The 15430-nt window shown below is 31.6% G+C and carries 18 protein-coding genes; all 18 read right to left on the minus strand.

The annotated features are described in order from the left end of the window. Positions 1 to 6: 6 nt before the first annotated feature. A complete protein-coding gene (locus tag B3N22_RS13195) occupies positions 7 to 606 on the minus strand; it encodes an MBL fold metallo-hydrolase (protein WP_286907803.1) in 600 nt (199 codons plus the stop codon). A 12-nt stretch (positions 607 to 618) separates the two neighbouring features. Then, positions 619 to 1068, minus strand: coding sequence for a D-aminoacyl-tRNA deacylase (gene dtd, locus B3N22_RS13200; RefSeq protein WP_286907805.1), 450 nt, complete (start codon positions 1066 to 1068; stop codon positions 619 to 621). 16 nt (positions 1069 to 1084) lie between these two features. After that, complete coding sequence (locus B3N22_RS13205; RefSeq protein ID WP_286907807.1) at positions 1085 to 3262, minus strand: RelA/SpoT family protein; 2178 nt, start codon at positions 3260 to 3262, stop codon at positions 1085 to 1087. Positions 3263 to 3369: 107 nt separating this feature from the next. Then, positions 3370 to 3888 (minus strand): adenine phosphoribosyltransferase, encoded by a 519-nt coding sequence (locus tag B3N22_RS13210; protein WP_286907809.1) that lies wholly within the window; start codon positions 3886 to 3888, stop codon positions 3370 to 3372. A gap of 13 nt (positions 3889 to 3901) precedes the next feature. Beyond that, positions 3902 to 4768 carry a DHH family phosphoesterase gene (locus B3N22_RS13215; RefSeq protein WP_286907811.1) on the minus strand — a complete coding sequence of 289 codons (867 nt, stop codon included), beginning with the start codon at positions 4766 to 4768 and terminating at the stop codon, positions 3902 to 3904. Positions 4769 to 5055: 287 nt separating this feature from the next. Next, complete coding sequence (gene secF / locus B3N22_RS13220) at positions 5056 to 5904, minus strand: protein translocase subunit SecF (protein ID WP_286907813.1); 849 nt, start codon at positions 5902 to 5904, stop codon at positions 5056 to 5058. 4 nt (positions 5905 to 5908) lie between these two features. Beyond that, positions 5909 to 7165, minus strand: a complete 1257-nt coding sequence (secD, locus tag B3N22_RS13225; protein ID WP_286907816.1) for a protein translocase subunit SecD — start codon at positions 7163 to 7165, stop codon at positions 5909 to 5911. 46 nt (positions 7166 to 7211) lie between these two features. After that, positions 7212 to 8576: a thioether cross-link-forming SCIFF peptide maturase gene (scfB, locus tag B3N22_RS13230; RefSeq protein WP_286907818.1), complete on the minus strand. Its 1365-nt coding sequence runs from the start codon at positions 8574 to 8576 to the stop codon at positions 7212 to 7214. A 69-nt stretch (positions 8577 to 8645) separates the two neighbouring features. Next, positions 8646 to 8783, minus strand: a complete 138-nt coding sequence (gene scfA / locus B3N22_RS13235) for a six-cysteine ranthipeptide SCIFF (RefSeq protein WP_021801337.1) — start codon at positions 8781 to 8783, stop codon at positions 8646 to 8648. 135 nt (positions 8784 to 8918) lie between these two features. Continuing rightward, positions 8919 to 9284, minus strand: a complete 366-nt coding sequence (locus tag B3N22_RS13240; protein ID WP_286907822.1) for a TIGR04086 family membrane protein — start codon at positions 9282 to 9284, stop codon at positions 8919 to 8921. Between the two features lie 55 nt (positions 9285 to 9339). Next, positions 9340 to 9618: a preprotein translocase subunit YajC gene (gene yajC / locus B3N22_RS13245; protein ID WP_073019939.1), complete on the minus strand. Its 279-nt coding sequence runs from the start codon at positions 9616 to 9618 to the stop codon at positions 9340 to 9342. A gap of 16 nt (positions 9619 to 9634) precedes the next feature. Beyond that, entirely contained in the window at positions 9635 to 10777 is a 1143-nt protein-coding gene (gene tgt, locus B3N22_RS13250; protein ID WP_286907922.1) for a tRNA guanosine(34) transglycosylase Tgt, read from the minus strand. 199 nt (positions 10778 to 10976) lie between these two features. Further along, on the minus strand, positions 10977 to 12002 hold the full coding sequence (queA, locus tag B3N22_RS13255; protein WP_286907825.1) for a tRNA preQ1(34) S-adenosylmethionine ribosyltransferase-isomerase QueA: 1026 nt from the start codon (positions 12000 to 12002) through the stop codon (positions 10977 to 10979). 14 nt (positions 12003 to 12016) lie between these two features. After that, positions 12017 to 13048, minus strand: a complete 1032-nt coding sequence (gene ruvB / locus B3N22_RS13260; protein ID WP_073019946.1) for a Holliday junction branch migration DNA helicase RuvB — start codon at positions 13046 to 13048, stop codon at positions 12017 to 12019. Positions 13049 to 13058: 10 nt separating this feature from the next. After that, complete coding sequence (ruvA, locus tag B3N22_RS13265) at positions 13059 to 13661, minus strand: Holliday junction branch migration protein RuvA (RefSeq protein ID WP_286907827.1); 603 nt, start codon at positions 13659 to 13661, stop codon at positions 13059 to 13061. A 146-nt stretch (positions 13662 to 13807) separates the two neighbouring features. Next, a complete protein-coding gene (locus B3N22_RS13270; RefSeq protein WP_286907828.1) occupies positions 13808 to 14716 on the minus strand; it encodes a PhzF family isomerase in 909 nt (302 codons plus the stop codon). Then, entirely contained in the window at positions 14703 to 15128 is a 426-nt protein-coding gene (locus B3N22_RS13275; RefSeq protein ID WP_286907831.1) for a GNAT family N-acetyltransferase, read from the minus strand. The genes B3N22_RS13270 and B3N22_RS13275 overlap by 14 nt, the downstream gene beginning before the upstream one ends. Then, the gene (locus tag B3N22_RS13280) at positions 15118 to 15327 is read right to left on the minus strand and encodes a GNAT family N-acetyltransferase (protein ID WP_286907834.1); all 210 of its coding nucleotides are present in this window, start codon (positions 15325 to 15327) and stop codon (positions 15118 to 15120) included. The genes B3N22_RS13275 and B3N22_RS13280 overlap by 11 nt, the downstream gene beginning before the upstream one ends. Between the last annotated feature and the right edge of the window lie 103 nt (positions 15328 to 15430).

Here is a 15430-nt window from a genome sequence, read left to right on the forward strand (position 1 = left end):
TCTCTCCTAACGGACAAACGGATTGTTCTTTTTTTCAAATCCTATGGAGGATTTAGGACCATGTCCTGGATATACAACTACATTGTCATCAAGTACAAATAACTTTTCCTTTATACTTTTTGTAAGAGTTCTTGAATCTCCACCATCAAAGTCTGTTCTTCCAACACCTAGTTGGAACAAAGTATCTCCTGAAAAAAGATGGACATTATCTACAAGAAAACTAATTCCTCCTGGTGAATGTCCTGGTGTATGAATACACTTTATTTCAAAACCTGCTAGGTTTAAAAGATCTCCATCTTTGATTAATTTATCTGCTTTAGGAAGCTTACCAAAAACATAAGCTCCATCCATATAAATTATCTCATCTTCGCAAATATAAAAAGGAGCTCCAGTTAGGTTTTTCATGTCAACTACTCCACCTACATGATCAAAGTGCCCATGAGTTAAAAGTATTGCTTCTATTTTAGCTCCTAAAGAGTTTATTATATTGTTTATATACTCCGCATCTCCACCTGGATCTATTATAAAGCCTTTTTTTGTTTCTTCATTTACTATGATGTAACAATTAGCTCCAAGTTGACCAGCTTCAACTCCTTTTATAAGCATAGTTCATTCCTCCTAAAAATTCTTTTTACTATCTAGAAGTAAGGTAACAGGTCCATCGTTTATTATCTCAACTTCCATATCAGCTCCAAACTCTCCAGTTTGAATTTTAAGTCCCTCTGTTTTACAAAGCTCTATAAAATCATTATATAGTTTTACAGCTTCTTCTCCACCTAAGGCTTCTATAAAACTTGGTCTTCTTCCTTTTCTTGCATCTCCATACAAAGTAAATTGGGATATTATAAGAAGTTCTCCCTTAATATCCTTTACAGAAAGATTCATCTTATCATTTTCATCAGAGAAGATTCTTAAATTAAAAATCTTCTCTTTAATATATTTAAGATCTTCTAGATTATCGTCTTTAGTTATACCAACTAGCACATTGATGCCTTTTGATATCTCACCTATTGTCTCTCCATTAACTTTAACGCTACTTCTCTTAACTCTTTGTACTACCGCTCTCAAACTCTTAGCACTTCCTTTAGTTATTCATTCTATAAACATCAAGAACACCTTTAAGTTTTCTTAACTTTTTCATTAAATCTTTTAGTTGATCTATACTATCTATTTTGATTTTTATGTTAGTAACAGTTAGGTTTCCTTTTAGGGTTTTAGCATTTACTGCATTCACACTGATCTTTGCTTCACTTAAAATCAGCATAACTTCTGCAAGTAGACCCATTCTATCTTCTGCCTCTACTTGAAGTTCAGCAGTATAAGCTGTTCCTTTAGAAACTCCCCAACTTACTTCAACTATTCTTGTTTCTTCGTTATCTTCAAGTTCTTTAACATTTAAGCAATCTTTTCTATGAACTGAAACACCTCTACCTTTAGTTATGTATCCAATAATGTCATCCCCAGGTACAGGATTACAACATTTTGCAAATCTTATCATTATATTACTTAAGCCTTTAACGGTTATTCCATAAGACTTATTAATATTTTTCATTTTTTGTGCTTTAGCAGCATTTTCTTCAATTGTTTTATTTATATTTTCTAAAACCTGTTTATCATCTGGAGCTACTTCTTCTTTAAGTCTTCCTAAAACCATAGAAGCTGATACTACTCCAGTTCCTACTGCTGCATATATGTCTTCTTGATTGTGGAGATTATATCTCTTTAAGAACTTTTCGTATAACTCTCCTTTAGTGAGTTCAGAAAAAGTTACAGCCTGTCTTTTAGCTTCTTTTTCAATTAACTCTTTTCCTTTATATATATGCTCATCTCTTTGAGCTCTTTTAAACCATTGTTTTATCTTGCTTTTTGCTTGATTACTCTTAACAATACTTACCCAATCTATATTAGGCCCCTTAGCTGTGCTACTTGTCATAATCTCTACAATCTGACCAGTTTTTAAGTTATAATCAAGTGGAACCATCTTTCCATTAACTTTAGCACCTACACATCTATTTCCAACATCAGTATGTATCTTATAAGCAAAATCAATAGGCGTAGATTCTGATGGAAGGTTTATTACAACTCCTTTAGGAGTAAAAACAAATATCTCATCGGAAAACAAATCTATCTTAAAACCTTCAATGAATTCTTCTGCATCTGAGGTCTCTTTACCCCATTCAAGCATATCTCTAAGCCAAGTTAACTTTTGTTCAAAAGTTTCTCCCTTAGAGTTATCCCCTTCTTTATACTTCCAGTGAGCTGCTATACCATACTCAGCTGTTTTATGCATTTCAAAGGTTCTAATCTGAATCTCAAAGGTTTTCCCTTGTGGTCCTATAACTGTTGTATGTAGTGATTGATACATATTAGGTTTAGGCATAGCTATATAGTCTTTAAATCTGCCTGGAATAGGTTTGTATATAGTGTGTACAATTCCTAAAGATGCATAACAGTCTTTAACAGAATTAACTAAAATTCTAATGGCAGTTAAATCAAAAATCTGCTCTATGCTTTTGTTTTTGTTAACCATCTTTTTATAAATACTATAAAAATGTTTTGGTCTTCCTTCTATGTCCGATTCAATTCCAGATTGAGATAGCTTATCCTTCATTTCTTGAATTATATCATCAATAAAAGCTTCTCTTTCTTTTCTTTTTTCTGCTATCTGATGAACAAGATCGTAATATTCTTGTTGATGCATATATCTAAAAGCTAAATCTTCTAGCTCCCATTTAATCTTTGATATACCTAATCTATGAGCTAAAGGAGCGTAGATATCCAAAGTTTCTTTCGCCTTTTGTTTTTGCTTTTCCTCGCTCATGTATTTGAGAGTCCTCATATTATGAAGTCTATCTGCAAGCTTTATAATTATAACTCTAATATCCTTAGCCATTGCTAAAAGCATTTTTCGTACATTATCAGCCTGCTGTTCTTCTTTAGACTTATATTTTATCTGTCCAAGCTTAGTTACCCCTTCAACTAAGTCTGCAACTTCTTTATTAAAAAGCCTTTCTAGATCAGCATGACTATATTCGGTGTCCTCAATTACGTCATGAAGTAATCCAGCTACAATAGTATTCGTATCCATCCCAAGTTCAGCTAAAATGCCTGCAACATCTAATGGATGAATTATGTACGGTTCTCCAGACTCTCTCTTTTGAGTTGAATGTGCTTCATTAGCCAAATTATATGCTTTCTCTACTAGAGAACAATCTATGTTATTGCAATTTATATTGATTTTTTTCATTAAGTTATCAAGCATATGGATTACTCTCCCCTAAAATAATATAATTAAATGCAAAGGCTGGTATTTATACCAGCCATATTTAACTTATATTATATATCAACAGATATTGTTTTTCAAGAAATTTAAATATCATACTTAAGCAAAGTCATTATATCATGACCTACTAATTTATCTCTGCCTTTTAACTCTTCTAATTCAATAACAAAGTTTAGAGAAACAACTTCTCCACCAACTTTTTCAACGAGTTTAGTAACCGCTTCTATAGTTCCACCTGTAGCTAAAAGATCATCAACTATAGCTACTCTTTGTCCAGGTTTAATAGCATCTTCGTGAATCTCTAATGCATCAGTACCATACTCTAAAGCATATTCTATTCTTGTTGTTTTATAAGGAAGTTTACCGGGCTTTCTAACTGGTACAAAACCTATTCCTAAAGCATAAGCTACAGGAACTCCAAATATAAAGCCTCTTGCTTCTGGTCCAACTATTAAATCTACATTTTTATCTTTTAAATAACTTACCATTTGGTCGATAGAATATCTAAACGCTTCCCCATCTCCAATTAAAGTACTTATGTCTTTAAAGCTTATACCAGCTTTAGGAAAGTCCTCTATTATTCTAACTTTTTCTTTTAAATCCATTTTATGAATCCCCCTAATTAATTGTAGATAATTTTTTTTTCTCAAAATTAAGATATTTAACAATCTGCTCAGCTCTATCTTTATCAGAAGTTGTTAAAAGCTCAACTACTATTTTTGCAGTATCCATTTTGCTAACTGAGCTACTTTTAGGCTTAAGTAATTCTAAAATACTAACTATGTTATGTTTTTCTATGGCTTCTATATTTAAATACTCAAGAATTGAGCTTAATCCATAGTTATCTGTTTGCTTTAAATATGTAAGTCCTTCCTTTAAAAAAACCTTATTCTCACCAGTTTCTTCACTTGCGTTATAAACGCTGCCTAAGAAAATCAGATCTAAGTACCTATTTATACTTTTCATATTATAGTATATTGCTATAGCCTGCATAAGTTTAAAGGTTAAAGCAGAAATTGATAAATTTTTATATCTGTATGAACATCCTATTTGATTTGGATTTATGTAAATTGTGTTATATACTTTCTTAGGTTTTATGTTTTCTAATACAATTGTCTCTATATTCAAAGATTCACAGAGTTCTAACTCCTTTGTACTCTTAAAGGTACATCCAACAGTAATCAGTAAATCTGCTCCTAAAAAGTGTATTCTATTTTTTATATCCTCTTCTTTTATAATATGCTCAGAATTTGAGGTTTCCTCGATACAATATTCTACATCACCATTTAAATATTTAAGTATGAGAATTAGAGAAGATAAAGCACAAATACCATCTACATCACATCGTCCATAAACTACAATCTTTTTCCTAGAGTTTATAGCGTCTACTAGTTTCTCTATGGCTTTATTCATATTTTTTATTATAAAGGGATTATATCCTGATATATAATTCGGGCGATAAATCTGCTCCCATTGTTTGCTCATCTCTAAACTCCTCCATATTTATCTAAGGCTAGATGCTATTAATATAACATTTTATCTAATATTTGAATTATTTTCATTTGATTAGTTTGTCTATTATAGCACTAAGCTTATGGTTAAGTTTAACCATAATTCCATGGATTACAATCCACCAAAATTAAGCTTCACCTGATAGAAAACATCTATATTATAAATGAATTTAACCTATTTTACAAATACTTTTCATAGAAATAGTTAACCTCCAGTAAAAAATACTGGAGGTTTTTGTAAAATAAGTATTTTTAAGCTTATTATTTTCTATTTTTTAGCATTACCCACACTGGACTTGCTATAAATATAGATGAATATGCCCCACATGCAATTCCTATAATTAATGGAACTGTAAACTCTCTAACAGATGGAACAAGTACATTAACTGCTGTTATAGTTATTAATGTAGTTAAAGATGTAATTATAGATCTAAAGTAAGTTTGAGTTATACTTACATTAGCTACTTCAGCATGAGAAACTCTACGCATCTTTTTCTGATTTTCTCTTATTCTATCAAATATAACTATAGTATCATTAATTGAATATCCTATTATAGTTAATATAGCAACTATAAATGGTGTATTAAGAGGAATATTAAATATTGCATATACTGTAACAGTTATTACAATATCATGTAATAGTGCAACAATTGCTGCTACTCCAAAGTTAAACTCAAATCTTATAGCTATATATATAAGCATTGCAACTGCTGCAATTCCAAGTGAAATTAGTGCGTTTCTAGTTAAATCAGCACTAACAGAAGCTCCAATCTCTTGTTGGCTTAATAGAGCATCGTCCTTAAGTGAATACTTTTCTTTTAATTCTTTCATAAGTTCTGAAACCTTATTTGAATCAAATTCTTTAGCCTTAACTTCTAACTGAGTATCATTTAAAGTATTAGTAACCGCATCATCTGCATATTTTTTTACTATTTCATCAACTTCTGTTTTATTAAATTCAGCACCCATATCTATAGTCATTTTAGTTCCGCCTTGAAAATCAAGTCCAAGATTAAGGCCACCTCTATAAACCATAGCACCTATGCCTATGGCTATAACTAAAATTGAAATACCAAACCACAATTTAGTTTTTTCTATTATTTTTAGCATGTCCTTACCCCCTTTTAACCCTGAAGCTCCAAAGTTTACTTAAAAGCCCCATCTTAGCAGCTAAATTCATAAGCGTTCTTGTTACAACTATTGCTGTAAACATTGATACTACAACCCCTATTAAAAGAGTAGTAGCAAATCCTTTAACTGCTCCGGTACCAACAAAGTACAATACTAAAGCTGCAATTATTGTAGTTAAGTTTGAATCAACTATTGATGACATAGCATTATCAAAACCTTCTTTAACGGAACTTAAAGGTGATTTACCTTTTTTAATTTCTTCTCTTATTCTTTCAAATATAAGTACATTTGCATCAACTGCCATTCCTATAGTTAATAAGAAACCTGCAATTCCTGATAAGGTTAATGCTGCTTTAATAGATGCAAAAATAGTAAGTACTAATGTAGTATAAAGAAGTAACGCAATCGATGCTAAAGCTCCTGGAACTCTATATAAAACTATCATAAGTAAGAATATTAATCCTATTCCTATAATTCCAGCTTTCACTGCATTAGGAAGAGCTGTTGCACCAAGTTGAGCTCCAACAGTTTCAACTGAAGCTACTTTAACTGGTACTGGAAGCGCACCTGCATTTATTACTCCAGCTAAGTTCTTAGTTTCTTGTAAACTACTATTCCCTGTAATTGTAGCTACTCCGTTGCTTATAACACTGTTAACTGTAGGAGATGTTAATAATTCATCATCCATATAGATAGAGATTTGTTGTCCTACATACTTTGCTGTTGCATCTGCAAACTTTTTAGTTCCTTCATCTGTTAATTCTAAACTAACAACTGGCTTACCTGTTTGCTGATCAACTTGAGAACTTGCTTTTTTAACATCTTGCCCTTTTAATATTACATCTTTTGCTTCATTTGGAGCCACAAAGGTTAATTCCCCAGTTTTATTTAAACTATCAACTATTTCTTTAGAGTCAAATTTTCCTGGGATATCAATTCTGATTCTATTATCTCCTTCGGTATTTACTATAGTTTCAGAAACTCCAACTTTATTTACTCTTAAAGAAAGTAACTCTTTAGTTTTGTCTAAATCATCCTTTGATACATTATCAGAGGTAATTTCCATAAGTACTGAAACTCCTCCTTGAAGATCAAGACCCTTAGTTATAGCTTTGTCGATATTTTTATATTCGTACCCAAATAGCTCAGCTCCAAAAAAAGTTACATAGGTAAAAAGGAATATAAAACCACAGATTAATAAAAATAATATAGTGCTTTTGCCTTTTCCTTTTGTTCTCATTTTTATCCCCCTTGGTTATTTATTTTTTAATAGGAAAGTATCCTATTTAATCTACCATAGTTTGTGCTTTAAGTCCTATAGCGCATTCAATTCTCTTTTTCTGCATTTCACATCCAACTTCATAAGGAACATGGATATCATTATTAAAATTAAAGTTATTCGCTTGGCATCCTCCACTACAGTAGAATCTAGCCCAGCAGTCTTTACATTTAGGTTTATTGTATATATGAGCTTTTTTAAATGTTTTAGATAGGTCACTATCTATCTCCCCATCATTTATGTTTCCAAGTAAGAATTCCTTGTTACCAACAAATTGATGGCATGGATATATTTCACCATCTGGAGTTATAGCTACATATTCAAAACCAGCTCCGCAACCTGATATTCTCTTATAAACACACGGCCCACCATTTAAATCTATATTAAAGTGATAGAACTTGAAGGAATCACCTTCCTTGTGTCTTCTAAGCATTTCATTATATAAAGAATCATATTGTTCAAAAATCTTTGGAAGATCTTCTTTTCTAAGTGCTAGTTCGTTATCCTCAGGTAATACCACTGGTTCAACAGAGATTTCTCTAAAACCTTCATTAACTAAAGACATAACATCTTCATAAAAGTCTGTGTTGTTTCTAGTAAAGGTTCCTCTTACATAGTACTGTTTAGATTTATCTCTTTTATCAACCATTGATTTGATTTTAGGTAATATTCTGTCATAGCTTCCTGATCCATCTCTTCTGATTCTTACTGCATCATTAACAGACTTTCTACCATCTATGGATAATATTATGTTTCCCATATTTTTATCCATATATTCCATTATTTCATCATTTAAAAGAGTTGCATTAGTAGTCATGGTAAATCTTATGTTTTTCTTGTGTATCTTTTCTTGTTCTCTAGCATAATCTACTATCTCTTTTATTGTATCAAAAACCATTAAAGGTTCTCCACCAAAAAGGTCAACTTCTATATTTTTTCTTGGGCCAGACTTCTCTATAACAAAGTCTATAGCTCTTTTACCAGTTTCTGCACTCATAGGTTTTCTACAACCTTTGTATTCACCTTCTTCTGCAAAACAGTATTTGCACTTAAGGTTACAGTCATGTACTACATTTAAGCAAAGCGCTTTTATATAGTCCCTATCTTCATCATTTTGGGCAATTTCTTCATAGTAATCTTTTGAATATAAAGCCTCTTCATTAACTAATTCAACTAAATCCTCATAGGCTTCATTGATTTCTTGTTCTGAATATACACCCTTATATCTTTCAACCACTTCATTAACTGGTGCTAATCTATCATTATCTATTAGTAAATCAAATATAAGCTTGTCAACTAAATGAATACTTCCTGAATTAACATCTATAACATAATAATTATCTTCAAGTTTAAACTTATGAATTAAACTCATTTTTTTCCTCCTAACTACAATTGTGGCAGTAACATAAGTTACTGCCACTTTCTCATACCTACACTTAAATTAGTTTTCACATGCTAAGTTAGCAACTGTACAAGATGTTTTACATGCTGATTGGCATGAGTTTGCACATTCCTTACAGCCTGGCTTACAAAGACTATTTTTTAGGCTTGACTTATTAATAGTTTTAATATGCTTCACGTCATACTCCTCCATTCTGATACAATTCCATTAAGATTATAGCATAGTTTTTTCTTAAGATAAAGAAGTTTATTCTTCAATTGGGTTTTCGAACCATACTATATTGTTAATAGTTTTTAAACACACTTAATTTTTCTATAGATTTATTCCAAGCATTCCAGAAAGCAGTCCTATAGCTACTGCAAATATGAATCTGTAAAAGTCAAATAATCCAAGTGCCATAGATCCAGTTGCTATTGAAGATATGATTCCGATAAGAATATAATATAGAATTCCTACTAATAATCCTACTAACCATCCTTTAGAACCATTTCTTTTTGCTGAATAAATGGAACCAAACACTATACTTATACAAGTTACAACAACATATCCTACATATAGTGACTTGGTTGAAAGATCCATAAAGCTCATTATCATAGCTAATACCAACATCATAACTATAGTTGATATAAATGAGACAAATACCCCTTTCCCTGAATTTTTGATTAAATCAACTCCCAAAATTAAACACCCCCTTACATTCACTATAATTATATGAACATAAGGGGGGAAGTTATTACATATTACTCTCTTCTGTTAATAAAGATGATATTCCTTGTTTACTAAATGTAAGTCTGACATTGTCAGGCTCAACCTCTATTACTACATTATCCTTTTGTATAATCACTACTTTCCCTATTAACCCACTTCTAGTAATTATTCTGTCGTTAACTTTTAGTTCTGACAACATATTGTTGTAAGCTTTTTTTCTTTTCTTCTCAGGAATAATCAATACTCCATAAAATACTACAAGAATACCTACTAATATCAATATTTGTAATTGACCACCACTCATATTTCTTTACCCTTTCTTAAGCTCTTCCACCCCAAGCTTCAAGCTTTTCTCTCTTAAACTCATCAAAATAGTCTCCATCTATAGCTTTTCTTATATCTTCCATAAGTTTATTGTAGAAATACAGGTTATGTAATACACAAAGTCTCATAGCTAACATTTCTTTTGCCTTAAATAAATGTCTTATGTATGCTCTAGTGTAGTTCTTACAAGTTGGGCATTCACAGCCTTCATCTATAGGAGCTGAATCTAACTCAAACTTAGCATTCATTAAATTTATCTTTCCACTCTTTGTAAATACATGACCATGTCTTCCGTTTCTAGCAGGAAGTACGCAGTCAAAGAAATCTACTCCTCTTTCAACTGCTTCTAATATATTACTTGGAAGACCTACTCCCATTAAATATATAGGTTTATCTTCCGGAAGATGAGGAACTACTGCATCTATTACTCTATACATCTCTTCATGAGTTTCTCCAACTGCTAAACCTCCTATAGCATATCCATCTAGGTCCATCTTTGCTATAGTTTTAGCATGTTCTTCTCTTATATCATCATAAACTCCACCTTGATTTATTCCAAAAAGCATCTGCTCTTTATTTATAGTGTCAGGTAGTGAGTTTAATCTATCCATTTCAACTTTACATCTTTCAAGCCATCTTGTAGTTCTAGCTACAGACTTCTCTACATACTCTCTAGTTGATGGATTAGATACACATTCATCAAAAGCCATAGCTATAGTTGAAGCTAAGTTGCTTTGAATCTGCATACTTTCTTCTGGTCCCATGAAGATTTTCTTTCCATCTATGTGAGAGTTAAAGTAAACTCCCTCTTCTTTTATCTTTCTCATAGCTGAAAGTGAAAACACTTGGAATCCACCTGAGTCTGTAAGTATAGGTCTATCCCAGTTCATGAACTTGTGAAGTCCACCTAAGTTACTAACAACTTTATCACTTGGTCTTAAGTGTAAGTGATATGTATTAGATAACTCAACTTGACAACCTATTTCCTTTAAATCCATAGATGAAACTCCACCTTTTATAGCAGCTAAAGTTCCAACATTCATAAAAACTGGAGTTTCTATAGTTCCATGAGGAGTTTCAAATCTCCCTCTTCTTGCTTTTCCGTTTTTCTTTAAAAGTGTATATTTCTTAGACAAAATCTATTCTCCTAACTATTAGTATTTAATTTATAAACTAGTTTCTTCAACTTTAACTAAGTTTAGCAATCTTTGATAGACTTTTGCAGACTTTAATAATCTTTAACAATCTTTAATGATATCTTGCTGACTTTGCAAAGTTAACTGAATAAGTTTAATGAAGTTCGTACCTCATTGTCAACTCTCAACCATCAACACTAAACTATTTAATAAACATAGCATCTCCAAAGGAGAAGAATCTATATTTCTCTTCTACAGCTGTTTTGTAAGCTTTCATTACATTATCCTGCCCAGCTAAAGTTGAAACTAACATGATCAAAGTTGATTCAGGTAAGTGAAAGTTAGTTATCAAGTTGTCAACTACTTTAAACTTATAACCTGGGTAGATGAATATGTTAGTCCAACCTGAAGCTTCTTTAACTTCTCCATTTTCATCTCCTACAGTTTCTAAAGTTCTTGTTGAAGTTGTTCCAACTGAAATGACTTTGTTGCCTCTCTTTTTAGTTTCGTTTATTACCTTAGCAGTTTCTTCTGATAATACATAAAACTCTGAATGCATATCATGTTCTTCTATGTTCTCAACTTTAACTGGTCTAAAAGTTCCAAGTCCTACATGCAAAGTTAGATAAACTACATTTACACCTTTTGCTTTAATCTTTTCTAAAAGCTCTTCTGTAAAATGAAGTCCAGCTGTTGGAGCAGCTGCAGAACCTTTCTCTTTTGAATATACAGTTTGATATCTTTCTTTATCATCTAAAGCCTCATGTATATATGGAGGAAGAGGCATCTCTCCTAAATCATCTAATACATTTTCAAAAAGTCCTTCATAATAGAACTTAACTATTCTATTACCATTATCTAAAACTTCCTTAACTTCAGCCGTTAGTTTGCCGCTTCCAAAAGTAAATCTAGCTTTAGGTTTAGCTTTTTTACCTGGTTTAGATAAACATTCCCATAAATCTTCTCCAACTTTTTTAAGAAGTAGAAACTCTATCCTTCCACCTGTACCTTCTTTTTCTCCAATAAGTCTTGCAGGCAATACTCTTGTATTATTTAAAACCAAGGTATCTCCTTCGTTAAAATACTCTATTACATCATAAAAATGTTTATGAGAAACTTCACCTGTTTCTTTATCTAATACCATAAGTCTTGAACTTGTTCTATCCTCTAAGGGATGTTGAGCTATAAGTTCCTCTGGCAAATCAAAGTAAAAATCTTCAACTTTCATATCTAGCACCTTCTCTAATCAAATAATGTAGTTTGACTTTCATCCTTATTTTCAATCTTAATTCTTCCCAAATGTTTATAAGCCTTCTTAGTTGCCATTCTTCCTCTAGGCGTTCTTATGATGAACCCTCTTTGAAGAAGATAAGGTTCATAAACATCCTCTATTGTACCAAGTTCCTCTCCAACAAAATATGAAAGAGTTTCTATACCAACTGGACCTCCGTTGAAGTTATCTATAATAGCTTCTAATATCTTGTTGTCAACTCTATCGAAACCTTCTTCATCAACCTCTAAAAGTTCTAAAGACTCTTTTGCATCTTTGATATCTATAAAGTCATGTTCTTTAACTTCTGAATAATCTCTAACTCTCTTTAGAAGTCTGTTAGCTATTCTTGGAGTTCCTCTTGATCTTCTTGCAACTTCATAAGCACCTTCAGGTGTAATACTGCAACCTAAGATATCTGCACTTCTTACTATGATTTCTCTAAGTTCTTCATTTGTGTAGTACTCCATAGATGAAAGAATTCCAAACCTATCTCTTAAAGGAGCAGTAAGCATACCAACTCTAGTTGTTGCCCCTATTAAAGTAAACTTAGGTAACTCAAGTCTTATAGATTTTGCAGATGCTCCTTTTCCTATAATGATATCTAATGCATAGTCTTCCATAGCAGGATAAAGTATTTCCTCAACACTTCTGTTTAATCTATGTATTTCATCAATAAACAAAACATCAAATTCATTTAAAGAAGTCAAAATAGCAGCTAAATCTCCTGCTCTTTCTATTGCAGGTCCAGAAGTAACCTTTAAATCTCCACCCATCTCCTTAGCTATAATATTAGCCAAAGTTGTCTTTCCTAAACCTGGAGGCCCATATAAAAGTACATGGTCTAAAGCTTCTCTTCTTTTTTTAGTTGCTTTTATAAAAATATTAAGTTTTTCCTTTACCTTCTGTTGTCCTATATACTCGCTGATTTTCTGAGGTCTTAAACTTAATTCGCCTTGGGAATCTTCTAGAATTTCTTCTCCTGTAGTCATTCTATCATCCATTTCCCCACCCCTATCTCATAAGCATTTTTAAACACTCTTTTATTATATCTTCAACTGACTTATCAACATCAGCATTAGAAAGAGCCTTCTGAGCTTCTTTCTCAGTATATCCTAAGGCCATTAATGCACTTAAAGCTTCATTAATATTGTTCGCATAAATATTATTCATATCAATATCAATTGAAGCATCTTTATTATCTAAAAGCTCATCTGCTTTAAACTTATCTTTAAGCTCTAATATAACTCTCTGAGCAGTCTTCTTACCTATTCCAGGTGCTCTTACTACATGTTTTTCGTCACCTATCATTATAGCATACTTAAGATTATCAACCGTGCTTATAGATAAAAGCGATAAAGCAGCCTTAGCTCCAACTCCATTAATAGTTAAAAGTATATTAAACATATCAAGTTCTTCTTTAGATAAAAATCCATATAAACCTATAAAGTCCTCCCTAACTATCTGTTGAATATAGATAGTTATTTCTTCATCAAGCTTTGGGAGTTTAGCTAAAGTAGAGCCAGACGTGAAAATTTTATATCCAATTCCATTATTCTCGACTACTATATAATCCTTATTTATCCCTTTATGTAAACCTCTAATATATTCGTACATATTCTCACCTCAACCTTTAAAAACCTACATAATACTTTAGCATTTATGGAGTATTTTATCAATAAGAATGCGAAAATTTGTTTGGAGGGTAGAAAAGAAAAAAACACCTATGATTATTTACACAAGCGCTTTCTTTAAATTATACCTTAATCATTTAATATAAGTTCTGATTTAAATACTATTACAGCATTTCCAGATATTTTTACTTCTTTAGGTTCTTCATCTCCTATGCCTACCTCTACTTCTATAGTACCTGGCCTTTTCATAGCTTCACCTTGCTTTGCTTTAAACTTAAAGGAAGAGTTATCGTGTTTAACAAGATTATGATGGACTAAATATGCCCCTAAAGGCCCATTTGCATTTCCTGTAACAGGATCTTCATTAATTTCTATACTAGGTGCAAACATTCTTCCATGAACTAAAATATCACTGTCCTCTGAATCAACCGTAAAAACATAATATCCATTGCAATTTATAATACTACTTAACCTAGATAGACCAAAATAGTCTGGATTTAAGTTATTTAAAACAACCTTATCTTTAATCCCAATCATGACTTTAGAGTGTCCCGTAGATACAATTTGAATTTTATATTCTTCAAGTAAATCATCCTCTTTTATATGTAAAGCTTCTAGAAGACTTTCTTTGTTTTTATCTTCAATAACATCGCCAAATTCAATCTCTCCTTGAGTCATGACAATTCTATAATCTTCATCTTCCCTTATTATATCAACAGGTAAAACTCCAGCTCCAGTTTTGTGGTATATTCTCGTGCTATCTAAATTATTTTCAACTGCTCTTACATAGTGAGCTGCAATAGTTGCATGTCCACAGATTGGAACTTCATTTTTAGGAGTAAAAAAACGTACATGTACATCATAGTCATTGTTATTTTTTGAAAATATAAATGCAGTTTCTGAATTATTTAGCTCTCTAGCAATTTTTTGCATCTCATCATCTTTTAATCCATCTGCATTAGTTATAACACCTGCAGGATTTCCAGAAAGCTTTTCTTTAGTAAATGAGTCAACTTGATATAAACTATATTTTCTCATCTTTTTCCTCCATAATATATTCACTTTTACTAAGTCTATAATAAAAATATTCTTTACCTTTAATTTCAATCTTATCTATTAATCTAAATCCACATTTTCTTATGACATTATTTGAAGCTAAATTATATGTTAATGCCGTTGCATTTAATATCTCTGTATTGGTATTCTCAAATAGATATTTTATTAAGCCTTGAGCAGCTTGAGTTCCATACCCATTACCTGTATATTCATTAGAAATAGCATACCCTATTTCCCTATTTGGTGGAGGTAATTCCTCTTTTAAACCTGAATTTATCCACCCTATAAGTTTATTACTCTTTTTCAATATAATCCCTAATCTAAAAGCACGTCCTTTAACCTTAGAAATATCAGGAACAGCATCTAAAAACTCTCTATTCTCTTTAAATTTCATATTTAATTAACCATTCTCTACGCGTCTCCTTAGTTGCTATCCAATCAGGTAAAAACTCCGCTATTTCTGCTTGTAAGGTAATATTATATATATCCTCCAGATCCTCCATTTGGAATTCTCTTAGTATAATATCCTTACAGTTTATAGTAAAAATATTTGCTGAATTTTCATTATCAAAGTTTGTACAATTAGTGACCATTATAATCTTCCTCTCTTTCAGTTTCTAAGCAAACCCTCTCATTTAACCCATATTTGTTTAAAATATCTTTTATTTCATGCATATGTTAATTTAACATACCCTT

It is taken from the genome of Clostridium sp. UBA1652 (assembly GCF_002320975.1).
In the GTDB taxonomy this organism is placed as follows: domain Bacteria; phylum Bacillota; class Clostridia; order Clostridiales; family Clostridiaceae; genus Clostridium_T; species Clostridium_T intestinale.